The 25,741-nt window shown below is 45.4% G+C and carries 23 protein-coding genes; 5 read left to right on the top strand and 18 right to left on the bottom strand.

The window, feature by feature from the left end:
• Positions 1-358: 358 nt before the first annotated feature.
• The 5 genes from ACFP56_RS18250 to ACFP56_RS18230 all read right to left on the bottom strand — a co-directional run bounded on the left by ACFP56_RS18250 (position 359) and on the right by ACFP56_RS18230 (position 4,862).
• Entirely contained in the window at positions 359-1,450 is a 1,092-nt protein-coding gene (locus ACFP56_RS18250; protein WP_379237236.1) for a LacI family DNA-binding transcriptional regulator, read from the bottom strand.
• Positions 1,451-1,492: 42 nt separating this feature from the next.
• The gene (locus tag ACFP56_RS18245) at positions 1,493-2,254 is read right to left on the bottom strand and encodes an SDR family NAD(P)-dependent oxidoreductase (protein ID WP_379237234.1); all 762 of its coding nucleotides are present in this window, start codon (positions 2,252-2,254) and stop codon (positions 1,493-1,495) included.
• Between the two features lie 154 nt (positions 2,255-2,408).
• The gene (locus ACFP56_RS18240) at positions 2,409-3,341 is read right to left on the bottom strand and encodes an AEC family transporter (protein ID WP_379237232.1); all 933 of its coding nucleotides are present in this window, start codon (positions 3,339-3,341) and stop codon (positions 2,409-2,411) included.
• Positions 3,342-3,355: 14 nt separating this feature from the next.
• Positions 3,356-3,961, bottom strand: coding sequence for a nitroreductase family protein (locus tag ACFP56_RS18235; RefSeq protein ID WP_379237230.1), 606 nt, complete (start codon positions 3,959-3,961; stop codon positions 3,356-3,358).
• 46 nt (positions 3,962-4,007) lie between these two features.
• Positions 4,008-4,862 (bottom strand): EamA family transporter, encoded by an 855-nt coding sequence (locus ACFP56_RS18230; protein WP_379237228.1) that lies wholly within the window; start codon positions 4,860-4,862, stop codon positions 4,008-4,010.
• Positions 4,863-5,001: 139 nt separating this feature from the next.
• Between ACFP56_RS18230 and ACFP56_RS18225 the strand changes: the two genes are divergently transcribed.
• Genes ACFP56_RS18225 through ACFP56_RS18215 form a run of 3 tightly spaced genes read left to right on the top strand, consistent with a single transcriptional unit; the run spans position 5,002 to position 7,929 of the window.
• Positions 5,002-7,062, top strand: coding sequence for a beta-galactosidase (locus tag ACFP56_RS18225; RefSeq protein WP_379237226.1), 2,061 nt, complete (start codon positions 5,002-5,004; stop codon positions 7,060-7,062).
• 16 nt (positions 7,063-7,078) lie between these two features.
• Complete coding sequence (locus tag ACFP56_RS18220) at positions 7,079-7,240, top strand: hypothetical protein (protein ID WP_379237224.1); 162 nt, start codon at positions 7,079-7,081, stop codon at positions 7,238-7,240.
• 26 nt (positions 7,241-7,266) lie between these two features.
• Positions 7,267-7,929, top strand: coding sequence for a metal-dependent hydrolase (locus ACFP56_RS18215; protein ID WP_379237222.1), 663 nt, complete (start codon positions 7,267-7,269; stop codon positions 7,927-7,929).
• Positions 7,930-8,052: 123 nt separating this feature from the next.
• Here ACFP56_RS18215 and ACFP56_RS18210 read toward each other — a convergent pair whose 3' ends face one another.
• The 5 genes from ACFP56_RS18210 to ACFP56_RS18190 all read right to left on the bottom strand — a co-directional run bounded on the left by ACFP56_RS18210 (position 8,053) and on the right by ACFP56_RS18190 (position 13,013).
• On the bottom strand, positions 8,053-8,985 hold the full coding sequence (locus tag ACFP56_RS18210) for a manganese-dependent inorganic pyrophosphatase (RefSeq protein WP_379237220.1): 933 nt from the start codon (positions 8,983-8,985) through the stop codon (positions 8,053-8,055).
• 206 nt (positions 8,986-9,191) lie between these two features.
• Positions 9,192-10,586, bottom strand: a complete 1,395-nt coding sequence (gene thrC, locus ACFP56_RS18205; protein ID WP_379237218.1) for a threonine synthase — start codon at positions 10,584-10,586, stop codon at positions 9,192-9,194.
• A 231-nt stretch (positions 10,587-10,817) separates the two neighbouring features.
• Complete coding sequence (locus ACFP56_RS18200) at positions 10,818-11,699, bottom strand: DUF72 domain-containing protein (protein WP_379237284.1); 882 nt, start codon at positions 11,697-11,699, stop codon at positions 10,818-10,820.
• A gap of 15 nt (positions 11,700-11,714) precedes the next feature.
• The gene (locus ACFP56_RS18195; protein WP_379237216.1) at positions 11,715-12,155 is read right to left on the bottom strand and encodes an MEKHLA domain-containing protein; all 441 of its coding nucleotides are present in this window, start codon (positions 12,153-12,155) and stop codon (positions 11,715-11,717) included.
• A 75-nt stretch (positions 12,156-12,230) separates the two neighbouring features.
• Positions 12,231-13,013, bottom strand: coding sequence for a TerC family protein (locus ACFP56_RS18190; protein WP_379237214.1), 783 nt, complete (start codon positions 13,011-13,013; stop codon positions 12,231-12,233).
• Positions 13,014-13,280: 267 nt separating this feature from the next.
• Here ACFP56_RS18190 and ACFP56_RS18185 point away from each other — a divergent pair, with 267 nt between their 5' ends.
• Entirely contained in the window at positions 13,281-13,604 is a 324-nt protein-coding gene (locus ACFP56_RS18185; protein WP_379237212.1) for a thioredoxin family protein, read from the top strand.
• 37 nt (positions 13,605-13,641) lie between these two features.
• Here ACFP56_RS18185 and ACFP56_RS18180 read toward each other — a convergent pair whose 3' ends face one another.
• Both ACFP56_RS18180 and ACFP56_RS18175 read right to left on the bottom strand, forming a co-directional pair.
• Complete coding sequence (locus ACFP56_RS18180; RefSeq protein WP_379237210.1) at positions 13,642-14,934, bottom strand: TraB/GumN family protein; 1,293 nt, start codon at positions 14,932-14,934, stop codon at positions 13,642-13,644.
• Between the two features lie 70 nt (positions 14,935-15,004).
• Positions 15,005-16,003 (bottom strand): LLM class flavin-dependent oxidoreductase, encoded by a 999-nt coding sequence (locus ACFP56_RS18175; protein WP_379237208.1) that lies wholly within the window; start codon positions 16,001-16,003, stop codon positions 15,005-15,007.
• 123 nt (positions 16,004-16,126) lie between these two features.
• On the opposite strand from ACFP56_RS18175, the gene ACFP56_RS18170 reads away from it, so the two are divergent.
• Entirely contained in the window at positions 16,127-19,015 is a 2,889-nt protein-coding gene (locus ACFP56_RS18170; RefSeq protein ID WP_379237206.1) for a DEAD/DEAH box helicase, read from the top strand.
• 96 nt (positions 19,016-19,111) lie between these two features.
• On the opposite strand, the gene ACFP56_RS18165 is transcribed toward ACFP56_RS18170, so the two are convergent.
• The 6 genes from ACFP56_RS18165 to ACFP56_RS18140 all read right to left on the bottom strand — a co-directional run bounded on the left by ACFP56_RS18165 (position 19,112) and on the right by ACFP56_RS18140 (position 25,623).
• Positions 19,112-20,116 carry an HD domain-containing phosphohydrolase gene (locus ACFP56_RS18165; RefSeq protein ID WP_379237204.1) on the bottom strand — a complete coding sequence of 335 codons (1,005 nt, stop codon included), beginning with the start codon at positions 20,114-20,116 and terminating at the stop codon, positions 19,112-19,114.
• A gap of 41 nt (positions 20,117-20,157) precedes the next feature.
• Positions 20,158-20,865, bottom strand: a complete 708-nt coding sequence (locus tag ACFP56_RS18160) for an HAD family hydrolase (RefSeq protein ID WP_379237202.1) — start codon at positions 20,863-20,865, stop codon at positions 20,158-20,160.
• A gap of 137 nt (positions 20,866-21,002) precedes the next feature.
• Complete coding sequence (locus ACFP56_RS18155; protein ID WP_379237199.1) at positions 21,003-23,576, bottom strand: beta-mannosidase; 2,574 nt, start codon at positions 23,574-23,576, stop codon at positions 21,003-21,005.
• Positions 23,577-23,654: 78 nt separating this feature from the next.
• On the bottom strand, positions 23,655-25,235 hold the full coding sequence (locus ACFP56_RS18150) for a glycosyl hydrolase (protein WP_379237197.1): 1,581 nt from the start codon (positions 25,233-25,235) through the stop codon (positions 23,655-23,657).
• Positions 25,236-25,307: 72 nt separating this feature from the next.
• The gene (locus tag ACFP56_RS18145; RefSeq protein WP_379237195.1) at positions 25,308-25,493 is read right to left on the bottom strand and encodes a hypothetical protein; all 186 of its coding nucleotides are present in this window, start codon (positions 25,491-25,493) and stop codon (positions 25,308-25,310) included.
• Positions 25,462-25,623 (bottom strand): hypothetical protein, encoded by a 162-nt coding sequence (locus tag ACFP56_RS18140; protein ID WP_379237193.1) that lies wholly within the window; start codon positions 25,621-25,623, stop codon positions 25,462-25,464. The genes ACFP56_RS18145 and ACFP56_RS18140 overlap by 32 nt, the downstream gene beginning before the upstream one ends.
• Between the last annotated feature and the right edge of the window lie 118 nt (positions 25,624-25,741).

The following is a 25,741-nucleotide window of genomic DNA, read 5'->3' as shown; positions in this document are numbered from 1 at the left end:
AAAATTTGAAAGCTGCAAGCGTAATATCGAAATTTACTACGAGTATGATATAAAGCACCGTTTATAGGTAATTAGCCACCTAAAATCAATCATTTTATGTACAGACGTATTTCCTATTATAGTAACTTTCGCATCATATTTCACTATTAATTTCACACCCATAAGAGATTAGATGATAAAGATGCGCTCCACGAGATGGCGTGCGATCCTATGCATCTAGACAGCTACGTTAGCATTAATCTGAAAGCAGCCTGAGCCCAAACCTAATCTAACTTTTTCCGCGCAATATAAAACGCTTCTTAACAAAGGGATGTTCATCCTTATTAAGAAGCGTCTTTTTGTTTTATTGTTATTGATGCTAAGTTGAGCGTTCGACCTTTAACAAGGTTGATTCGCGATAGATAATATCACTTTTCACAAGCAGCTTTACTATTGGCTCCTCTGGATGCTGCAAGCGATTAATTAATCGCTCGACAGCATTCTTTCCTAGCATTTCCTTCGGCACATGCACCGTCGTAAGCGGAAGCTCACTCATATAAGAGTCCTCGATGTTGTCAAAGCCCGTCACAGCCACCTGTTGCGGAACATCTATCCCCTTTTCCTTCAGTACATGCAAAAGACCTAAAGCAATTTTATCGTTCGCGCATATGACAGCTTGAGGCAATTCCGGCAACTCCTTGAGCCATCTGCGGAATGAATCGATAAAATGCTCAGTCTCAAAGCCATCAAGCTTAAGTAGACTGTGATTCAAACCATAATTGGATAACTTGACAGTATCGGGACGATTACTGCCTCCTGTCGTCAACTCAATAGCAGCTCGATAGCCGAGAAAGCGATCATAGAAGCTTCGAGAAAACTGAATATCTCCAGCAAACATTATGTTGTCCTTGCCCATTGCCAGCAGCTGCTTCGTCAAGCGAAACACCGCCTCAAAATTGTCTGCGAAAATACTGTCAAGTGGAAGCAGATCGTTTTCATGATCAACCAGCACCATCGTCATGCCTAGACGATGAATATCGAGCAGCATTTCGGAGGAAATTTCCCCTACCCCGATCATGCCCATTATGGCGTCAGGATTAATCAAGCCAGTTAAATGCTCGGCATTCTGTTCCGACAAAATGACCATGCCGATGCCCCGTTTATTCAGCTCGGCCGATATGCCGTCCAATATTCTTCCCCAATAGAGAGACTCCTTCGTCTGAAAGCGTATATTGGGCATAAGCACCAGCACAGATTGCTTCATTCCTTCTACCGCAGCATTCATCCTCTCCTGCTTGGGCGGCTTTCCTGATGGACGCTGTGCGAAATAGCCAAGCTGAGCTGCAGCCTCGATTACTTTTTCTTTCGTCGCTTCACTGACGCCCCCTTTCCCGGAGAGCGCTTTCGATACAACAAATTTGGATACGCCTAGATAATTGGCGATTTGCTGCATCGTTACCTTTTTTGCCATCCTTAACATTCCACCTTAATGCACAATTATATGATTTCATTATTAGATAGCAGGCATCACGTTCCCGCCATTGACAGGAATATATGCTCCTGTAATAAAGCTTGATAGATCAGATGCCAGAAATGCGACCGCATTAGCAATCTCCTGATCAGTACCACGCCGCTTAAGCGGAACTGAGGCGCTATATCCCTCATTGATCTCTGAGCCTGCCTCGCGATCCCGTTCGCTAATTGTCCAGCCTGGTGCGACTTGATTCACTGTAATGCCATGCTCGCCGACTTCCTTGGCAAGCACACGATAAATACCGTCCATGCCACGTTTCCCCGCTACATATGCCGATTGCGTAGGTGCATTTTGCATCGCACACTCTGTATTAATGCCAATAAAGCGGCCTTCCTTCCGGGCAATCATATCAGGAATAAATGTTTTAGCCAAATATACGCTCTGCATTACACAGGAATCGAACTGGCCCTGATAATCCTCTGGATTCTGTTCCATTATCGAAGTCCATTCATATTGAATGACTGCATTTGCGACAACGATATGTACCTCACCAATCTGCTCCTTAATATGCTTGTACATCTGCTCGATATCAGATTGCTTCGTGATGTCTGCCTGTACCGACACCGCTTTAACATTTAATGACTCTAACTCCGCTTTCAACTCATTTGCTTTAGTAGCATTCGAATTGTAATGAACGACAATATTGGCTCCGCATGCTGCCAGCGTTTTGGCCATCACCCTTCCTAGGTCTCCTGTTGCACCTGTGATCAGGGCGGTTTTTCCATTCAATCTCAGCTCCATACACGTACTCCTTTTTAGTTTTGTTAGTTCATATGCTACCATATTCACTAACATTAATCATGCTATTTTTATCAATTTGCAACAGAAAGTAAAATAGCCGTCATTCAGCCTTAAGGCAAATGACAGCATGAGATGATGAATTTATATAAGGGCGTTAAACTTGAAGATTCAAAGCAAAGATGACCACCGTAACCGTTACGATACTAATCAAGGTGGATACGAAAACGGCTTGCGAGGCAAATTCCTTTTCATTGTCGAACTCAACAGCTAACAGCACGCTGCTGAGTGAAGTAGGCACAGCGGAAGACACAATAAGCGCCGCCGCGGTCAAGCCTTCAATGCCTAACAACGTAACGACGAGCCATGCAAGCACAGGTCCACCGATAAGCCGCAGAATGCCTGATATGCTGACATCTATCGCAAGCGAGCGTGATATTTTCCACTCCATTTGCCCCAGTTGTACACCAAGTGTAAGCAATGCGGTTCCAATAAAGGCATCAGAAATATAATTGATTGGAGTTTGAATCGGATCAGGTATCGGGATCTCGAAGCCTCGCATTAAAAAGGCAATGGGAATCACATAGATGACTGGCATGCCAAAAATTGTTTTCCATACCGCCTTCATATTGGATCGGTGAGAATTTACGCTATAAACACCGTATGTGTTTGGGACCAGCGATTGAAACATCATAATAATGACTTGAATGCCCAGTGTTTCTTTGTTGCCCGCGAAAGCAAGCTGGTTAAGCGGAATCCCATAATTGGCGCTGTTGTAAAACAATACGCTATTGCGCATCGCACTACGCATAGTCGGCGAATATCGCCTTAGTCGAACGACGATTTCCACGACGAGGTATTGAACGATCATAAAAATAAAGAAAAACAACAGCACTTTCCCAATCAGCTCTGCCGCAATCGCGGTTTCATATAGCAACGTAAAGATGATTGCTGGCGAAAACAGATAGAAGTTTAGCTTTGACAATGTTTTAATATCAAGATGGAAAACTCTCTCCAAAGTAATGCCGATGGCAATCATAATAGTCATCGGCATTATATTAGTTAATAAAATATGCAGAAATATACTCATGTCTTCTGTTCTGCCTATTTAACCTCGTAAGGCACTATGAGCTCGTCAAGTGACTTACGTGGTGTTGGTTTATTCATTGGATGGAAAGACTCATCAAGCTGCTCCAGGCTGCCTGGCTTGCCTACTGCGATAACGATTTGCGGATGCAGATTACTCGGTATGGCCAGCTTTTCAATTGCTGCAGCCTTCTCGAAGCCTCCCATTGCACGCGTAGAGAGTCCAAGCATATTTGCCTGCAGTGCAATGGACTGCCAGGCTGCACCCGTATCGAACGCATGCATGCGATTTTCATTGCCGTCTGGTGTCAATGAATCTGAGGCTAGCAGAATATAAGCCGAGGCGTTTTTACACCATACCAGATTGCGCGGCATGATAAACGATTGAAACAATGTTTTTTCCTGCTCGGTAGCAGCAACGAAAAATCGCCATGGCTGCATGTTGTTAGCAGACGGAGCGTACTGCGCCGCTTCCAGCAACGCATATAGCTCCTGCTGGGAGATAGTATAGGGTTGAAAAGCGCGAGTCGACCAGCGATTCACGAATAATGGATCGACACCATGCTGAGGCTGACGCGCTTGAAGCACCTCATCATGATAGCCTTCGTTCATAGTATGGCTCATTGGACTTCCTCCTTATTTTACAACTAAAGTTTTTTTATTTACTATATCACTTAAATAAATGAATCAGCAACACTCCAACAAACGCTAGCCCCATGCCGCCGAGCTCAAGCCTTGTAAATGGCACCTTCGCAAAAAAACGCGTGTAAAGCAAGATGACTACAACATTCATAGCGACAATCGCTGAAACCAGCCCTGTCATGCCTAAGCCAAATGCCTTTATCATTAGGATCATGCCGACTGAATTCGTAATGCCCACAGCGAGGCCGATTCCAAACGTTCGCTTTCTGCTTGATACAAAGACGGTTTGTTGTGTCTTTCGCTCATCGAGCAACGCCAACAGTGCAAAGCACGTCATGCCCATCACGAACATATTCGTTAATGTTGGAAACGCGCTGGCACCTTCCAGCGTTGACCACTTCGTGGATAAGTCATTGCCTGCAAAAAACAGCATCGTCAGTATGCCCCATTGAGCCCCCTGAAGATTGCGCCAGGACAGATCATTTGAGTAGCGAATAATAAGAACGCCACAAACCAGCACGACAAATGCCAGCCATTGCATCGCGTGCAGCTGCTCATTCCATATCATATAAGCAACGAGCACCACGACAACAGGCGGAAGCGCCGAAAGAATTGCGATAAGTGAAGCTTTGCCAACTGCGAAGCCTTGATACATACAAGCACTTGCAGCAAATGAAAACAAGCCCATTTGCAGTCCGATCAACGAGGCTGTATTCCATTCTGCTCCGGTTATAATGGCAGCTATTCCATTAATGAGAGCACCCGAAGCAAAAACACCGCATAGCATGATGTTGCGGCTAAGTCCCAATGTACTGGTCCAATGATACAAGCTGCCTCTAATGCCAAACGCGAGCGCAGCGCATAGTGCATATAATAACCACATGTTCGTTCCTTTCAATTATGACATATGGCTCTATTCTATCTCCCACCATGCAATGTTTCAATGAATTGTTGTATTTGTCTGCTGTGACCGATACAATCAAACTAAGCATTTTTCCAAGCGGGGAAGGAGAAAAAGGACAATGAAAAAGCTTAATCTAAGCGATCAGCTTATGCTCGGCGTATGCTATTATCCCGAGCAATGGCCTGAAGAAATGTGGGAAGACGATATGATCCGCATGAAGCATATGGGGATTAATCTTATTCGAGTTGGCGAATTTGCCTGGTCGATATTCGAACCGACAGAGGGGAATTTTTATTTCAAGGATTTTGATTATATGCTTAGGCTGGCGCATAAGCATGGCCTGAAGGTCATTATCGGAACACCTACTGCCACACCGCCTGCATGGCTGACTGAAAAATATCCAGAGGTACTGAACGCAACCGTAGAAGGGCATCTGCTGAATCACGGCCTGCGACGTCATACAAATTATACAAGCACAACCTACCATCGTCTATGTGCAGCAATTACTGAGGCACTTGTCCTGAATTATAAAGACAACCCTGCTGTTGTAGGCTGGCAGCTGGACAATGAGTTCAATTGCGAAATTGGCGAGTTTTACAGCGAATCTGACCATGAAGCGTTCCGTGCATGGGTTCAGCAGCGCTATGGCACGCTGGAGAAGCTCAATGATGCTTGGGGAACTGTATTTTGGAGCCAAACCTATTCAAGCTGGAGCCAAGTATATTTGCCACGACTTGTCCCTGGGGGCAAGCAGCCGAATCCACATCTGGCATTAGATGAGAAACGCTTCATATCCGACAGCGTCATTGCCTTTGCCAAAATTCAAGCGGACATTATTGCCGAGCATGCTCCGCATCATTTCATTACAACTAATGGACTGTTTGGGCATTTGGACAGCCACAAGCTGACTAAGGAGCTGCTTGATTTTTTCAGCTATGATTCCTACCCGCAATTTTCTACGATTTTCTATGACGCGAATGAAGCTCGTTCGCTTGAGGACCGCTCATGGAGTCTGACACTGAGCACTGTTCGATCAATCTCTCCACAATTTTGCATCATGGAGCAGCAGGCCGGACCAGGCGGCTGGGTCAACAAAATGGATATGCCTTCTCCTCGTCCAGGTCAATTAAGACTATGGAGCTATCAATCGATTGCGCATGGCGCCAATCTCGTTGTTTACTTCCGCTGGAGAAGCGCAACCTTTGGTCAGGAAATCTATTGGCATGGTCTTAATGATTACGGCAATACACCGAATCGAAGATTGGCTGAAGCGGAAAAGGTTGCAAAGGAAATGGCGCACATTAGTGATCTTATAGCGAGTACAACGGTTCAGGCTGATGTTGCAATCGTACGAGATTATACGAATGAATGGGACGGAGAATATGATGTATGGCACGGACCTTTCGGCTGGAAAAGCGGAAAAGAATGGTTCAAAGCTTTGACGCGTACCCATATTCCAAGCGATGTGCTGTACATAAACGAGGAAACAACACTGGCTGAGCTGCAGCGCTACAAACTGCTTGTATATCCGCATCCAGCCATTATGACGAAGGCAACGGCACAGCTGCTGGAAGCGTATGTAGTTAGCGGCGGACACATTGTCTTTGGATGCCGTTCGGGCTATAAGGACCAGCGTGGCCATTGCTATATGCTGCCATTCCCGGGTGTGCTGAGCACACTTGCAGGTATTACACTTGAAGAATACACCGTTGTGAAAGGAACAAGGGAGGCAGTTAGCATTGTGTGCACTGATGATCAGAGCACAAGCTTCGCCACGTCATATTTTAATGAAATAATTGAACCATACGCTTCTACAGTTGACGTCATAGCCGTCTATAATGAAGATTATTATAAAGGCAAGCCAGCATTAACACGCAATGCATTCGGCAAAGGCACTGCGTGGTATTACGGCTCAGTGTTCAGTGAGGAAATTGCCCGCTACTTGCTTCAGCAACTGGACGTTGTAAGCACGCCAGCTCCATGGCTGGAGCTGCCTGAGCAAGTAGAGCTGTCTATTAGAGGAAATGAGCTTGCACAATATTGCTTTATCCTGAACTACAGTCAGCAGCCTGCTGCAATCACGCTGCATGAGCCTGCTTATGAGCTGCTATCTGGGAAAACCATAGACGGTCAACTAGAGCTGGCAGGCTATGATGTGCTCATTTTGCGCAAAGCATAATGTCGGGAGGAATGATATGCTTACCCTTCTTGAGAAGCAGTACTTGCTTAAACTGCTGAAACGAAAAAAACGCTGGGGCTGGCTAAGGAAGGAAAAGGTTGACCCCATGGACGCGATTCTTATTGAAAAGCTCGAACAGATGATTCGCAACGAGCTTGTGAATCAAAAGCACTTATAGACGGTCCTACACCTATCGGAGGAATTATGAACGGAAAAACACATTTGGCGATTGGAGCCATTATTGGTGGGGCCTTTGGGTTGTTCCACGCACCAGCTGGCGAGCCTGAAACGATACTATTATTTGCTGGAATCGGAGGCTTTTCTGCGCTCGCTGCAGATTTGGATGGACCGAGCATGCTAACACGCAAGCTAACGAAGGTAAGCCGCATTTTGCATACTGGACTGCTCATTTGCGGGCTTCTATCGCTGCTCGCACTTGGATGGCTCACCTTTTCCAATGATCAGTTTCGCCCCGAATGGCTATTGGGAGCATTTGCAGCTTCAATTGCGGCAACCTTGCTAGGGCTCCTAGTATCCCGCGGCTTTTGGCGTAATGCGCTAGTTAGTATCGCAGGTGCTTTGCTTGCCTATTACGGATATAATGAAGGCTGGTATTGGCTCATTGGACTGGGCATCTTTGTTGTAATCGCCCCTTGGCTCAGTCATCGCGGCTTTACCCACACACTTTGGGTCATTCCATTATGGGGCTGGATCGGCTTCGGACTGGAAAACCAGCTAGCGATAGATGGTATCGGTGCAGCGGCCATGCTAACGTATGCTTCACATATTGTAGCCGATATGTTTACTCCTGCAGGAGTAAAGGTACTGTATCCAATTATGAAAAAAAAGTTCAGGCTCAAGCTGTAGAATTGGCGATAGTGAGTATAACAAAAAAGGCGTTTCAGCTCTTCCTTAACGGAGAGAGCCGAAACGCCTCTTTCAATAGATAGAATCAAATTGACCGTTATGCTTTTATCGTAGCAGATCGAATTACATTGCGCTCAATGTCTCAGTAAGCACTGGAACGATTTGAGACTTGCGGGAAACAACGCCTTTAAGCAGAGCTGTATGGTTGTCCAGCTTCACGTTATATGCCTTCTCAACCGCTTCTGCTTTTGAGCCAAGCGCCAAGGCAATGGAATCATTGTTCAGGATGTCTGTTGTCACAAGCACGAACAGATCCAGGCCTTTCGCTGCAATAATGCTGTTTAGTGCTGCTTCAAGCTCAACTTGGCGAGACAATACATCGTTTGTATCGACAGCATTCACTTGTGCAATTTCTACTTTATAGCTTCCCATCGAGAATTCTTTTGAATCCAGAGAAATAAGCTGTTCAATCGTTTTGTCGCTTAGATCAGCACCTGCTTTTAGCATGTCAAGACCGTATACATTAGCATCTACACCAGCAATCTCAGCAAGCTCTGTTGCTGCTTGAATATCTTGCTCTGTGCAGGTTGGGGATTTGAAAAGCAAAGAGTCAGAAATAATTGCAGACAGCATAAGACCTGCCATTTGCTTGGAAATTTCAACGCCGTTTTCCTTGTACAGCTTTTTCAAAATTGTCGCTGTGCAGCCAACTGGCTCCGCACGGAAATATAAAGGCGCGCTCGTTTCGAAATTCGCAATACGATGGTGATCAATGACTTCAACCACACGAACTTGATCAATATCGTCAGCACTTTGTTGACGCTCGTTATGGTCAACAAGAATAACCTCGCTTGCTTCATTAGCTACAGTTGATACAAGGCGTGGCGCAGCTGCACCAAAATAGTCAAGCGCGAATTTTGTTTCACCGTTTACTTCACCCAGGCGAACCGCTTCAACCTCAGCGCCTAGCTTCGTTTTAAGATCAGCGTATACAATTGCTGAAGTAATCGTATCTGTGTCTGGATTTTTGTGTCCAAAGATCAACGTTTTTGCCATTGTTTACTAGCTCCTTACTTGTTAAATAGATTTTATTCTATGTCTGTGTTTTATTATACTCGTTGAGTACCGTTATTCCTAGTCCTATACCCAGTTCTACACTATGATTTATTCTACTATTCGTTCCAATTAATCTATCCGAACAACAAATAAGTGGCTAATGCATCGCATCGATGCATTAGCCACTAGTAACCTGAGCGCTTTAGTTAGCCTTTATAAAACACTTCAATTGCTTTTGCAATCGCGTCCTTGTCTCCAGCAATTCGCGTCTGGCGCTGCTCCTTATCGAATAACGCCTTGATTTGCTCTGGATACTGCTGCTCAATCCCGCACAGCTCGATCGCTTCGTTAAACTTGGCTGGATGTGCAGTTGCCAGCGACACGGTAAGCTCATTAGGCGCCGCACATGCCTTTGCTGCTGCAACACCGCATGCGCTATGCGGATCAAGCAAGTAATTTGCATCCGTCTTAACAGAAGAAATTGTTGCCAGGCATTCCGCACCAAGCACACCATGAGCTGCAAACTCTGCCTGCACCTTCGCTAGTGCTTCGCCATCAATCGAGATTTCGCCTTCAACCTTGAACTGCTCCATAAGCTTCGTAATCAGCTCTGGGTCTTCGCCAAGCACATAGTACAGGTAGCGTTCAAAATTACTAGCCACCTGAATATCCATTGACGGAGAATACGTCATACGGAAATCTCCAGGCATGTACACGCCTTCTTTAATGAAGCGCTCCAAAATATTATTTTCATTCGTTGCCAAAATCAGCTTTCCAACCGGGAGACCCATGCGTTTAGCCATGTAGCCTGCAAAAATATCGCCAAAATTACCTGTTGGTACACTGAAGTTTACTTTCGTTGTACCGATATTGTCTGCGACCTTGAAATAAGCGTAGAAGTAATACACAATCTGCGCAAGAATACGTACAAAGTTGATCGAGTTGATTGCAGCCAGATCATTTGCTGATTTGAATTCCAGATCAGCGAATAACTCTTTAATGATGCGCTGGCAATCATCAAAGTTTCCATCTACTGATAGATTAAGTACATTATCATCCTGAACGGTAGTCATTTGCAGCTCTTGTACCTTACTTACTTTACCATGCGGATGCAGAATGCAAATTTTAATACCATCTTTACCACGCACGCCTTCAATCGCTGAAGCTCCTGTATCGCCAGAGGTTGCGCCCAAAATATTGATGCGCACTCCTTTTTTCTTCGCCACATAGGAATAAAACTGTCCCATAAACTGAAGCGCCACATCTTTAAATGCGAAGGTAGGTCCATGGAATAGCTCTAGCAAGTATAAATCATCCGAAAGCTTCGTCACAGGTGTTACCTCTGGATGACGGAAGGTGCTGTAGCTCGCCTCAACAAGCTGCTTAAGCTCTTCTTTCGGAATCTCATCATTGGTAAAATATGAGAACAGTTCAAGCACGAGTTCCGTATAGCTAAGCTTGCTCCATGCCTGTAAGGTTTCGACTGGTATGACCGGTATATTTTTAGGAATCAGCAGCCCGCCATCGTTGGCAAGCCCCATCATAAACGCATCGATAAAGCCAATACTGCCAACCTTACCTCTTGTACTAATGTATTCCATTGTTTTTCCTCCTGCTTCTTCGTACACATTGATACTAGCATTTTACCATCGTTTGCGTGAAAAATGAATTGGATTTTCAATATTCCTGCTCATTAACAATAATTGATAACGACAGGTGAATGCAACTCGAGCACATGAATACGGCGGATTAATTCATAAAAAGGCCGGAAACAAGCTTGGCTCGTTCTACAGCCAATGCTAATTCCCAGCCTTTGTCTCCATTCAAATAACTTAGAACAGCTCCAGCTGCTCAACCTGATCAGGCAGCGCTTCAATTGGATGTTTTCCTTCAGGAGTCTGTTGTCCAAGCAATACCATAAGCTGCTTCGCATTCATGGCAGCATGCCCTCCTGAATTGTTGTTGAATACAACATAAACCTGCTTGCTTTGCTCCTGGAGCTTTTTCAGATTCGGTACCCATTCAGAAAGCTCAGCCTCGCTATATTCGTACAAATACCGCACTTCTCGCCAATTGTCGTCTCCGCTGTCATTCCAGCCCTCGTCATTGCGTCCATGCAATCTGACCATCGTCAATTCCGAATGTGTTGCCTCTGCTACAGTTGGAACACTTCCATCTCCCGCCTGCGGTTCATCACATACACTATGCATCCAGCCTTCATTTTTCATAAATTCAAGCGTTTTATCTTTCATCGCTTCCGTCCACCAGCTTTGATGACGAAATTCCAGTGCACACGGAATATCGCCCATACGCTTTTTCGCTGCGCGCAGAACCATGACATGCTTGGTCATGCAGTCAAACCAAGGCGGATATTGAAATAGCACAGTTGCCAAGCGGTCCTGCTCGATTAACGGTTGAAGCATTGCAATAAATGCCTCGTACATTTCCTCCCGCTTCTGTCCAATCCCTATGCTTCCTCGCTGATGACCGGTCATGCCCTGATACGCTTTTACAATGAATTTAAATGAAGGAGGCGTGTCGTCCATCCATTTGCGCATTCGATCTGGAGATTGAATCGCGTAAAACGTACTATCAATCTCAACCATAGGAAAATGCTTGCTGTAATGCGCCAACCTGTCACCAGTCTTCAAGCCTCTTGGATAGATCGCGTCATGATCTCCCCAGCCTCCAAGTCCAATCAAGATACTCACGATGCTTCCCTCGCTTTATCAATCAACTTGCCGAATAGAACGAAACGATGCAGCTTGTCCACAGTATTGCCCTTGCTCATCCACCACATTCCAGACTGTTGCATTTTCAATATAAAAACGACGTCCGGTAGCGGATATGCGTATCCCAGTATAATCGTTGATATAGCCCTTGCTCGTTACTGCTTCCAAGAAGGCAGCACGCTCTTCTCGGGCCATTGGCTCTGCTGTCAATCTGGACGGTGTAGATAAAAATTGCTCGCGGCTCATTTCCCACACTTCCATTGCTCGATTGTTGCCATAATTCAATATTGGGTCCGCTTCCGTTCCATGGGATAAGATGACGATATCTGCTTCATTCAGCTGCTTTAATAGCGGCAGGCGTTCGTTGATAGGAAGCAACTCCTCCCCCGTCCAACGCTTATAGCTACTAAGCAGCCTTTTTGCATGAGCTTCATTCATAGCGTCTTTCCTCCAGCAAAGTTTTCTTTAACTTTAACAAGAGGTGAGAAAATTGACAATGCTTCCTTACTATCGTTACGCAGAAAGCTGCTTCGATTCCTCCTCTGGTTGCTTTTTACTTGAAAGGAACCAGCCACTTAACGCGATACCAATCAATACGGCATAGAATGTAAGCTTCCAGCCAGTCGATTCAGCAAAATCATGCGAGATTACACCAAGCGACTCATGACTTAACGTATGAACCGCCAGCTTAATCCCAACCCATCCAACAATGACGAAGGCTGCAATCTCAAGACCTGGACGGCTTTCCAGCAGCTTCACGAACAATGTTGCCGCAAAACGCATAATGATTACCCCAATTAAGCCTCCCAAAAATACAACGATAAAGTGACCGCCATCCATACCGCCAATAGTAGGCAGCGAGGTTTTAGGCAAGGAAACCGCCAGCGCAATAGCTGCAAGTATCGAGTCAATTGCAAAGGCGATATCTGCGATTTCGACCTTTAACACAGTAACCCAGAAGCCGCTTCCCTTCTTTTCCTTCTTGACATGCTCGGGCTGTTTTCCTTTTATCCATATCTTGCGAATAATATGATTTAACGCAATAAACAGTAAGTATAGGGCGCCAAGTGCCTGCACCTGCCAAATGTTAACGAGAAACGAGATGACGAACAGTGAAAGCAAACGGAATACCATCGCGCCAAACAATCCGTAAAACAACGCCTTCTTTCTTTCTTCCTCTGGCAAATGCTTAACCATAATGGCAAGTACTAGCGCGTTATCCGCTGCCAGTAAGCCTTCCAGTGCTACAAGAATAAGCAGCACCGAACCAAATTCAAAAAACATTGACCAATCCATTTTCATCCTCCTCAAATTACGTTCACACAAAAAAAGACCTTTACCTATAACAAATAGGCAAAGGTCTTGCTAACAACGAATTGATCGCTGCCAATAAAGCCGGAGCTTGCGCTCGTAATGACGACTTTATTGCTAGAGCTACTCCCCTTCGGAGATATTTTCATATAAACGTTCTGCGTATGACAATCTATACGTGTCCGCCTAACGAAAGGTTTCAATTTCGCAAAAAAAAGTTTATGCTTAATTTTATGAAGGAGAGAATGAAATATGCACATGCAAAACAAGAGTATTGATGACATAAATGAGAAGCAGATTCATACCGTTGCAAATATGGAGGTGGGCAGAGCAGCAATATTGTTTATTACCCCTTTGTGCGGTACATGTAAGGTAGCTCTGAACATGCTTAACATCGTTGCTGCAACGGGAGTATCCTATCACGTCTATCAAGCCAACATTAATTTTACGCCATATTTTCGAGAGCTGTGGCAGATTAAAAGCGTACCTGCGTTAGCTATTATCGAAAACGGACAACTTAAGGAAATGGTGTATGCCATGCAATCCGTCTCCACCTTATATGATCGATTAAAGTAAAAAGCAGCAGAATTCGCATCTGCTGCTTTTTGCACTCCTATAAACGTTCGATTGTATACCCGCGATCCTCAAGCATTTTAATAATACTGTCTGCTCCTGCAAAATGCAGTGCTCCAGCGATAACAAAATACGTATGGTACTCGCCGCTGTTCAAGTACTGTTCGATTTTATCCGTCATTCCCACATTGCGCTTTGTTAACATACCGTCATAATATTCTGGGGAAGAAGTCTTCATGTCATTTGCAATCTTGTCCATTTCCTCAAGGTTGCCTTCTGCCCAAATATTTAGCAAAAAGCCTGTACTGCTGTCAGAAATATCATAGCCCTGTGCTGCATACTCAATCATCGTAATGGTTTGTTGAAGCAATTGCTCCTGTAATTCCTGTGAGAAGCCAGCAAGCATACCATACTGAATCATGTAGGTTTCCAGCTCTCCGTTAGGCAGACCATCCTGCTTTGCAAGCTCTAGGAAGTGAAGGTCAACGCCAAGTCCGGGCTCTGCTCCGCTTGTATCAGCAAGTGAAGAGTATAGAGTATTTACAAACCAAACCTGATAGGTTTCAAACTCCGCAAGCTCCTCACCTTCAAAGCCAATCTCTTTTGCAACTGACATTACAGATTCATATAGCTCAGGAGATAGATGATCCTTCAGCGTAGTTCCATCCTGATAAGTAAACAGTTTTTCGATTTCTAGCGATTCTTCCTCTGAAGGAAGACGCAAAATATCAATTTCTGTTACGACGATGTCAGATTGTTCATAGGCTTGATAGATTTCATCACGCAGTGGATACATGGATACATCTCCAACATGAATGGAACCAAGCATATAAACAGTCTTGTCGCCTTTTGTTACCTTCCATAAGTAGCCTTCAGGTGCAACATGCTCTTCCTCTTCCAGATATCCATAATCATCCTCAATATAAACGGCATTGGCTGCCTTGTCCCAACGAGTCGTTGTGATTGTAACAGGCTCAAGCTCACGAATTGGTGCATAATACGTATGGTTGCGATAAATTAGGTCAAGCTGTTCTGTAACAATCTTATCTTCTTCCGTTACCTGTAACGTATCCAAATGAATGATAGATTCATAATCATACCAATCCAAAATAATTTGCTTCGTAGAAGCTTTGTAACGAACCTCATATTCCAACTCTTCTAAAAAGCTTCTGAGTGGAACATAGGTTTTTCCCTTTTCAACAAAAGCAGGCTCACTTAGAATCAAGCGTTCTCCATTGTAATAGACGGAGATTCCACTTGATGCCGCTTGTGTTGGAAGTGCAAAAGAAAAGACAAGTAAAAGTGCTATAAAACTAGTGAACCATTTCTTCAAGTTGTTTCACCCTCCTAAAAGTCATAGTTTCACTAGTATAGCACATTTCTCCATATATTACCTGTTAAACCTATTCAATTTCTTTCATGACGGATGCAAAAAGCTGAAACGATTTGATCCGGGCGTCAAGATCGAAAATCGAAGCTGTGGCCATAATTTCGTCAACCTCTGTCGATTCAATTAGCTTTTGAATTTTTTCTCGAATCGTTTCCTTGCTTCCAATAATAGATGATCCGATCTGCTGTTCCACCATGAACTTTTCCTGCTCGGTCCACAGTTCATCCATATTTTGAACAGGAGGCTGCAGCGGCGTGCGCTGATTGCGAATAAAACCTAAAAACATCTGCTGCATTGAGGTCGCTAAATAATGCGCCTCTTCGTCCGTATCAGCTGCAATTACATTGACCGCAACCATACTGTATGGCTTAGGCTGGCTGTCTGATGGTACATAAGATTGCTTGTACAGCTTCAGAGCTGGAACGATGTAGGTTGGAGAAAAATGTCCCGCAAAAGCAAACGGGAGTGCTTTTTCTGCAGCAAGCGCCGCACTAAAATCACTTGAGCCTAGCAACCAAATGGGTACATCCGCGCCTTCACCTGGTATCGCACGAATTGCATGCTGTGCATGCTGAGTAGGGTGCATAAAGCGCTGCAGCTCTTCCAGCTGTTCAGGGAAATTTGCACCATTCGTATGTCGTTCGCCTCTTAGGGCGCGCGCCGTAATTGGATCCGTCCCCGGTGCACGGCCCAATCCAAGATCTATACGCCCAGGATATAAGGCATCTAAAGTGCCAAACTGCTCGGCAATTGCAAGCGGGGCATGATTGGGAAGCATAATGCCGCCTGAACCAACCCGAATCGTTTTTGTGTGCGAAGCAACATGACCAATAACGACAGAGGTTGCAGAGCTCGCAATATTGGGGGCGTTATGATGTTCAGCCAGCCAAAAACGAGTATAGCCGCTTTCCTCGGCAACTTGTGCGAGCTTAACGGTACGCTGCAAGGCATCTGCAATGCCTCCGCCTTGAACAATCGGTGCAACATCTAATATCGAAAACGGAATTTTCATCCCTATAGCCTCCTAATCTTATACTGTCCTTCTCCTCTATAGTATCAATTGATGACAAGAGAAGCAAAGTTGGCTCTGAAGCGTTATACTATATCATACAAGCTATTATATGGAGGACATTTTATGGAACTGAATAAGGCGATGCAACTGCTTCAAATTTTTGAGCAGGACAATAAGCCTGGTCAGCGTCGTATGCCTTTGCACTTTTCGTACTTGTGCTTATTGCAGCAGGAGCAGGACGGCTCCTACACCATATCAATCGAATTATCTGCTGGGGTCAAAAAGCTGTTTGTCATTACTAACCCTTATCGATTTCTTGATGCGGTGCTGAATCAGAAGGAATATATGATCTCGCGCAGCTTGCGTTATGATCCAACCATGTATGTGATTGATCATGAATCATTGAAAATATGCCAGCTATTGTGGCAGCAGCTTCAACATTTCACCGCTCAAGTCGCAATTAAAATGAAGCTTGTGCCTATACAAGGGAGCCTATGGAATCGTTTAACGCCGTTGCTAAATCAGCAAAATGTGCAGCTGCAATATTATATGGATCATCTGCCGCTTGATGAGCAGCTGCAGCATTTTACTTCGCTTCAATTTTCAACAGAAAAGCTTCCTGTTTCAATCCATATTGAGGAGGCAAAAGACCAATATAGGCTGAATGGAGAAGCCCTTGGGCAGGTGCTGTTGCTGCCAAGCTATGAGCTTGCTTGTATGAACGGGATTTTGTACGCCTTGTCGTGGGAGCAAGGCATGCAGCTGCTCCAATTAACCCAATTATTAAAGGAAGAGGCTGGTCAACTGCTGCTGACGCATGAAACGCTTGCCCAGTTCCTTGACCAAGCGTTGCCGAAGCTGCAAAAGATGATATCCATTCAGCTTTCAAATGAGATTAGTACGAAATTAACGACCACTCCTATGCAAGCAGTCGTCTATCTCGATCGAATTCGGGAAAGACTCCTTATTGGCATCGAGTTCCGCTACGGGAACCTGTCCATTCAACCGTATCAGCCACCAGGACGCTCTACTCATCATGATTATATCGTGATGCGTGAGCGCGAAAAGGAATCTGCAATCCTTGAGCTGCTCGCTGAGCTGCCTAGTCTGCAAACCGAAGGCGGCATTATTGTGGAGGGAGATGACGATGAGTATCTTTTTTTCCGAACGATACTGCCACGCTTGAAGGAGCTCGCTCAAATCCATGCGACGACAGCTGTTAAGCTGCGTTATGTTACCGAACAGGTATATCCTCAGCTAAAGCTGTCATGGGAGGAAAAAAGCAATTGGCTGCACTACTCCTTTTCGATGGCGGGCATTAGCAACCAAGAGCTGAAACAGCTTCTGGAAGCACTCGTACAAAAAAAGAAATACTATCGATTGTCGCAGGGAACGCTGCTTTCTCTTGAAAATCCGCACTATGAAGCTTTGCTGCGCGTTATGAAGGAGCTTGGATTAACGCATCCTTCGTTATATGACGACCAGATACCGCTTCAGCGAGCTATACCTGCAATGCTTGCACTGGATCAATCTCAAAGCGTAATCCTGTCGCGCAGCCTAAGAAACTTTATTAGTACGATTAAGCAAGGCAATGCTAGTACTTCAGAAATTCCTGAATCGATCATAGCACGACCGCGCGATTACCAGCTGGATGGTTTTCAATGGATGTGCAACCTCGCCCATTACAATCTGGGCGGGATTTTAGCTGATGAAATGGGACTTGGCAAAACACTGCAGGCCATCATGTTTCTTGCAAGTCGTTATGATGAGTGTAACCCCACTTCACATAGGCAGCTTATCGTCACGCCTGCCTCCTTGCTCTATAACTGGGAACAGGAGCTGCGCCAGTTCGCACCAACTTTGAAGGCCGCAGTGCTTGAGGCTAACCAGTTTCAACATAAGGAAGCGCGAGAAAAGTGGATAGACACGCCTATATGGATCGTTTCCTACCAAACGCTGCGGATGCAGCTTAGCATGTTTGCAAGCTTCAGCTTTGAGACTATTATATGCGATGAAGCGCAAGCCTTTAAAAATGACTACACGAAAACTTCGCAGGCGCTTCGTCAATTAACATCTACTTATCGCTTTGCGCTAACGGGCACACCGATTGAGAATCGTCTCGATGAGCTAATATCGATCATGAGCTTTGTTAATCCTGAGCTGTTTCATGAAAAGCACAGATGGCTGGAGCTTTCAAAAACGAAGTTAAAGCAGGTCGTCGCGCCATTCATGCTGCGACGCACCAAAAAGGAAGTGCTGCAGGAGCTGCCGCCTAAGTATGAATCAACCTACAGCGCACCATTAACGATGGAGCAGAAGCAGCTGTATCTCGCTTATTTAGCGAAGCTGCAGGAGGATTCACTGAAGCATTTGGACCCTAAAAAAAGAGGAGAACGGCGTATTAAGATTCTCGCTGGCATTACAAGATTACGGCAAATCTGCTGTCACCCAGCACTTTTTGTAGAGGGCTATAGCGGAGAATCGGCCAAGCTGAACCAATTGCTGCAGCTTGTAGAGGAAAGCTGCAATGCGGGAAAGCGAATTCTTATCTTCTCGCAATTTACATCTATGCTGCGCATCATTTCAGCAGAGCTGGAAATTCGCGGATATCAGCACTTTTATCTGGATGGGAACACGCCTCCTAAAGAACGCATTCAATATGTCGATCAATTCAATCAAGGTGAGCGTGAGCTGTTTCTGCTTTCCTTAAAGGCTGGCGGAACAGGCTTGAATCTGACAGGTGCGGATACCGTCATTCTGTACGACCTATGGTGGAACCCTGCCGTTGAACAGCAAGCTGGAGATCGGGTACATCGTATTGGACAGCAGCAGCCTGTTCATATTATACGATTGGTTGCAGAGGGGACTCTAGAGGATAAAATGATTCAGCTTCAAGAGCGCAAGCAGCAGCTGATCAGCGACATGCTGGAGCAGGATGAGCTAAGCTCCGCCTCATTATCGGAAGAGGATCTGCTGATGCTGCTGGAACATCAGGTATTGGCAGAAGCATAGCTTTCCAGATCCAGCGCCATATCATAAAAGACTCTCCGGAACGTCAGGTTATCACCTGGCTGTTTTGGAGAGCCTTTGCCTTTTGCGTATCAAACCTTAATCTAGTAGACCAGATTCATATAAAGTCACAAGTGCATCGACCACGTCAGAATCAAACTGCCTTCCCTTTTGCTCGACAAGCAGCTCAATCGCCGCCTTCTGACTCCACTTTTCCTTGTATGGGCGTTTAGTGGTTAACGCATCGTATACGTCGACTACACTTACAATACGTGCTTCAAGCGGAATTTCTTCTTCCTTCAGCCTTAACGGATAACCGGAGCCATCCCAGCGTTCATGATGGTGCAAAATAATATTTTTAGCAACTGAAAACTCATGTTCAAACAGCTCATCGTCCAACTCGCCATAGATTTTATCCAAAATATCAACGCCGATATGAGGATGCATTTCGATAATCGTTCGTTCATATGGGGCTAAAGAGCCCGGCTTATATAAAATACCTTCAGGAATTGCTGATTTGCCAATATCGTGCAATATGCTGCCATTTACGACTCGCATCATATATGTAGGATCTAGACCGAGCTGAAACAGCTCATCATAACGCTCCACCAAAAGCTCAGTAAGGCGCTGAACGCGAATAAGATGATTCTCAATGCCTGGATCGCGAATTTCACATGAGATTGCCAGTACTTTGAGTAGGGATCCTTGCAGATTACCCACTCTGTTCTCATCCAAATAATAGCCTCGATCAAGCTGTTCCAGCTCACGAAACACACCTACATAATAGGTTTCCCCTTCTACAACATACGGCGTTATCGTGATGGATGAGTGCCACAATTGACCGCAACGTTTTCGATTGGTAAATACGCCTGACCATGGCTGCGCGTTATGTAAGGCAGCATACATATGCTCATAGGTCTGCTTCGGCGTCAGGCCTGTTCGCAATAGGCCAGCTCGCTTGCCGATAACCTCAGCAGCATGATAACCGGTTATACGCTCATAAGACTCGTTCACTAAGCAGATATGATGCCTCTCATCCGTAATAATGACTGCATCGGATAAGTGCAGCAGCTGATTAAAATACGGGTATAATCGTTCATTCATTATTTCCATTCTATTCACTCTCACTGTTAGTTACTATGCTGTTATATGAAATACTGACGCAGCTCTTCATAGTTTTTGGCTTCTCCTAAAAGCGACATGCCTGCTTCACGCTTCATGCCTCGACAATTGAACCATACAACCTGCCATCCTGCCTGATTTGCTCCTACGACATCGTTACGCCATGAATCACCAACATAGATGCTCTGCTTGGCTGCAATGCCAGTTTCTCTATTGATGAGCTGGAAAATACCTGGATCAGGCTTATCCATGCCATAGACCCCTGATATAAAAATTCGCTGCTTCGGAATAATCTTATCCATTCCAAGCGCCTGAATTTTCTTCCATTGATGCGCTTCTGCACCATTGGTTAACAGTCCAACCTCATGGCCTTGCTCCTGCAGCTCAATTAGAAGCTCCTTAGCCCCTTCATAGCATACGATATTAAATTGACAAGCCAAATATGCCTGCTGTACTCGCTCAGCCTCCTGCTCAGTCAATTCAATCGAAAACTCCTTCAATGCAAGCTGGAATCTCTTCCTTCGCATGAGATTAGTAGAATCGCCTTCCTCCATCTGACCTGCTCCGCCCAGCTCCAGAGACAGCATATCGCTATAAAAGCGCATCCGTTGATAAGCCTGCTCGTACGGAAATGCATGTAGCTGTTCAGTCCATGGCTGAACAGCTGTTCGAAATGGAATTAAATGATCATACAGCGTGTCATCTACATCAAAAAAAATAGCTTTTTTCATCGTGTTGTTTCTCCTAGTCCCCATTGAATTACGTCTATTGTAGCAGAAATAATCCGAGGGTTGTAACAAAAACGATGCAGGCAAGCTCTAATTCAACGAGAGCCTATCTGCATCGTATAAGAAAAATGAATGAATGTTTATGCCTCCGTTGCTACAGAGGTCGAATGAATAACGTGCTCATACATCGATTGAATTTCCACTTTACCTGACTGTGAAGGACGGTAAACCGCTCCACCATCGTAGCTGTTGAATACAACCGTATGAGGTTTGCCAGGGATCAGGTCGAAATAATTGTCTGACCACACTCCTTCATGTTCAGCAATCAGCACGACCTGCTTAGCAACGACATCACTTGTCAACGTTATTATTGTACCGTCTTGCGTATGCTCCTCTTGAACCGTTATCGTTGGTTGTTGGAGCACAAGCTGCTGATTTTTAACGAAGTAATGCTCATATCGTGCAGTCTCGTTATTCTCTCCTAGCCAGGATGCAATCAGCACGACCTCCTCCTTGCGCGAGTCTCCAAGAAGTGCTGGAATCGGCAGACTCTGCACAAGCTGAGACGTATTGCAAGGCGAAGCAATCTCCTTGCTGCTGGACGAAAGCAGCTTCCCTGACAAATGGAACAGCTCAACAGTAAGCACGCCGCTCGTCGCCGTCAATTGATCACTGACCATATAAAGATGAAGCTGGTCATGCTCCTCCTGCCCCGATAACAGCAGCGGTGCAAAGCTTCTTCTTGCATAGTAATGCAGCGCCTTCCATCTGCCATAGTGATCAATGCCTGACCAAGATGCAACAGGCCAACAGTCGTTCATCTGCCAATAAAGCGATCCCATGCAATACGGCATTTTACGTCGATGCGCCTCAATCGCCATCTTCATCGCATCAGCCTGCAGCACCTGGCTTAAATACAGGAAGCTTTTGAAGTTTACTGGCTGCTTCATATATATATCCATATATTCCTTAATCAATCGGTTGCCGTCACCATTTTTCTGATGCGCCTTCATAACCTTTGAGTCAATAGCAAGCTCTTCCTCTTCGGCAAAGCTGCGAATTGTGCGGTACTCCGGGAATGATTGAAAGCCATATTCGCTCATAAAACGGCCTAGCTTGATTTGATAATGCTCGAACGGCTCCACGTTATGCCATACGCCCCAATAATGAATATCTCCCTCGTTCGTGCCTGGGTGCGCATGCTGCTCCTTCGAATTAGACACGGATACGAGCGGAGAGGACGGCCAGTAGTCAATGCTTGCATGGTATTCGCTCACGACATCTGGAAGAATCTCATGGAATATACGCTCATAGTCTCGCCACAGCTTTTCTCGCAGCTCCGTACTGAATTCCGTTTTCCAGCCCCAGCCGGCATTCTCGTCAAAATGCGACCAAGCGGAGTCGATCTCATTGTTGCCGCACCACAGCACAATCGAAGGATGGTTGCGCAGGCGTATAACGTTGTCAATCGCTTCCTGCTTTACATTTTCAAGAAAATGCTCATCTCCTGGGTACATGCTGCAGGCGAACATAAAGTCCTGCCATACCATAATGCCGTATTCATCACATAATTCATAGAATATATCTGCTTCATAAATACCGCCGCCCCACACGCGAAGCATGTTCATATTCGCTTCTGCCGCAGCAAGCACCTCTGCACGGTAGCGTTCTTCCGTAACTTCCGTTATAAAGCTATCATTCGGAATATGATTCGCTCCCTTGGCAAAAACCGGAATTCCATTCAGCTCAAAGTGAAAGGTAGCGCCTGTTCCTTCTGCATCGCGATCGCGTACCAGCTTGACAGCGCGAATTCCCGTCTTCACTGATTTAAGCGATTGATGCTTATTTCCTGCCTGCTCGGCATCAGCCTGCGCCGTAAACGTATAACGATGCGCCTCGCCAAGCCCTCTGCTCCACCATAGCTTGGGCTCGTTAATTACAATCGGTACTAACAGCTCATGAGCTCCAGCCTGCTTGTCGACCTGCACATCCCAGCTCATATCCTCCGTTGTCAGCTGCAGCGAAATAGTTCCGCTCGCTGTTGTATCGAGCTGAACGCGAGCAACGAGATTCGCTTGCTGCTCATTTACGGAAAGCTGATCAATATAGACATCTCGGATCAGGATGCCGCTGTAGCCTACCAATTCAACAGGTCTCCATATCCCGCTCGTTACAAAGCGAGGGCCCCAATCCCAGCCATAGTGATAAGGCGCTTTTCTGGCAAATATACTAACGCGATCCTCGCCAAGTCCGCCAAGCTCAGACTGGTCGTTCGAAGCAGGCAAGCGATATCCTAATGCCTTAAGCTTCGGCAAATCTTCATGAATAGGAGATCGAAATACGATTCTCAGCTCATTAACCCCTTCGCTAAGCTTGCCCGTTACATCCACACGCCAGCTTCGGAACATATTGTCAGCTTCCAATATGTTTTCATCATTCAAATAAACGCTCGCGTACGTATCCAATCCAAGAAAATGAAGCTCTTGAACCTGTTCACGAAGAAGCTCTGCTGACGCCACGAAGCTTGCTTTGTACTCCCAGTCCTGCTTGTCGATCCATTGCAAATCATGCTCATTTGTACCATAGAACGGATGCGGAATACGCTGTTCACGAAGCAAGTCCGTATGCACACAGCCCGGCACCTTGGCAGGCAGCCAAGTCGTATCCTGTACAGATTTGAAGTTCCATGATTCAATTGTAATTGTATGGCTCATCTCTTGTCCTCCAGTTCATCTATTAATCTTTTGAATCATTTGAATAATCGATCGATAACGCATTATGGTTATGTTTTGCTAAGGATTGCTTCCCCAATCAGGCAGCTCCTCAAGTGTAATGACTCGCGGATGCTGATAAACATATTGCAAATACTCATTACTGTTATGAAGCCCATCTGTCGTGAAATGATCGCTCCATGTAATAAACAGGCCCCAATGCGCACCGTACGCCTCCATCGCAGCAGGATCAGGGATCGATCCATTTTCCATCATCGCGATGTACTTCTTTCCGCCAGTCAGCTCGACCAATTCATCGTAAATATTAACAATCGGACTATGGTCTCCAGCTACTGGATAGCTGTCATAGCTCACGATATCTACCACGTCATCTCCTGGATACCACGCTGGATCTATCGAATTCCACACCCAGATCAAATTATGCAGCTGATGCTCGTTGACAAATCGATCATACATGATCTGGTAAAGCTCCTTCGCAGCCTCTGGTCCGCTTGCTCCCCACCAAAACCAGCCTCCATCTGCTTCATGCAATGGTCGAAACAGCACGGGTACATCGTTGAGCTGCAAAATTTTAATTTGCTGCGCAATCACGTCCATATCTGATAAGAGTAAAGCATACTCTTCACTCGTTTTGTCTGCCAATGCAGCAGCTAGATCAAAGGTTACAGAGTCAGTATAAAAGCCTCTCCACCATTCCTTGCCTGGTTCATCAATTAGGCCAGTCGGTGCATTCCAATGCCATAGAAAGGAAACAATTCCTCCTTGCTTATGCCAGTCTAGTGCAGCTTCCACTTCCGTGGACTGAGCACCGTACGACACCCTGGTAGGGGAATAATCGATGAAATCAAAGCCTACGACAGCTGGTCGCTTCCCGGTAATATGCTCAATATTTGCTATTTGCGAATAAAGCTGTTGCCCACTTAACACCGCCTTGCCTGCTTGTTCATTCAAGTAATTCATCAAAACAACCGCCTCTGGTGAAGCATTCGGATTGCTGAGCTTCTCTGTTGTTGGCGCATAGGCAAGCTTGCTTTCGTCCAATCGCTGTAGATCAATATAATCAAGATCATAATATCCCCAGCCACGACCTATTGTAATATCCGTTTCTCCCTTCTCCAGCAGCACCCTCGTTGCCTTAACTTCTTCAAAGCTGCTGCTCTCTTCAAGCTTCACCTGGCCAAATGGCTGCTCATTCACATAAAGGTCCGTTTCCTTATAACCATTCGGTGCCCGGTAACCGATATAGAGCTGGTACAAGCCCGGCTCTTCGACGGTTATATTAATGTTCACATAATCGCTATCATCAGTAAAATCCGTAACATAGCCATTTCCCGAGTAGCCATATGCTGAATCGGCTGCGAATGTCCCATGCATAACACCCTCTTCAGCCTCAAAGCGCAATCTCGGTGCATCCTCCAAAGCTAGATTAACAGGATCGATAGATTCGGAAATTTCCTGATTCTGGTCTATCACCGCATTTTCAGGATCTTGATGCGTCTGATCGCGAATTGCCGTTGAATCAACTGCAACGTTAGCCGAATTACTTTGGATTGCTTGTGTCGTCACAACAAGTATAATAGTGACTATTACAGTGAGGAGCACTGTTATACCAGCATACTGGTCATTGCTTGCTTCATTCATCGGATAACCCCAACCCTTCCTATTCGCAAATACATAAGATTAGAAGTCTCATTTTTATGTCTTTAGACTCGGTCAGTACAAGCTCGAACCTATGCTTGCCTTGTTCAAGCTCATCGCCACAATCAAACAGACGATACCATCCATCAGCACCGCGCCAGACCGGGCAATCGCGATTGGAATAGATCCATTCCCCTTCATCCAATCGGTAGTAAAATTCAGCTGATCGTTAGCCATAGTCAAACGCGATTGCAAAACCATGACCTTCAAACTCAAAGCTCAATCCCGCAGACATATCTGTTGTTTCCAGCATGAGATCAACCCATTCATAGCTGTGCCAGCGCTGCTCAACCCATCGACCTGTAGTTGAAATTGCTGTAAAATCAAGCACCTCAACTAACCCCAGCTTAATGGGTCAAGCGGCTGAGGCAGTTGTCCTAACTTGGTCTTATCATAAGACGACCACTCATGCTTGGCTCCATATATTATTCGTCTCTCTCAATGCTTTT

The organism is Paenibacillus septentrionalis, assembly GCF_042659865.1.
Classification (GTDB): Bacteria; Bacillota; Bacilli; order Paenibacillales; family Paenibacillaceae; genus Pristimantibacillus; species Pristimantibacillus septentrionalis.
This window is presented reverse-complemented; position numbering and strand designations above follow the sequence as displayed.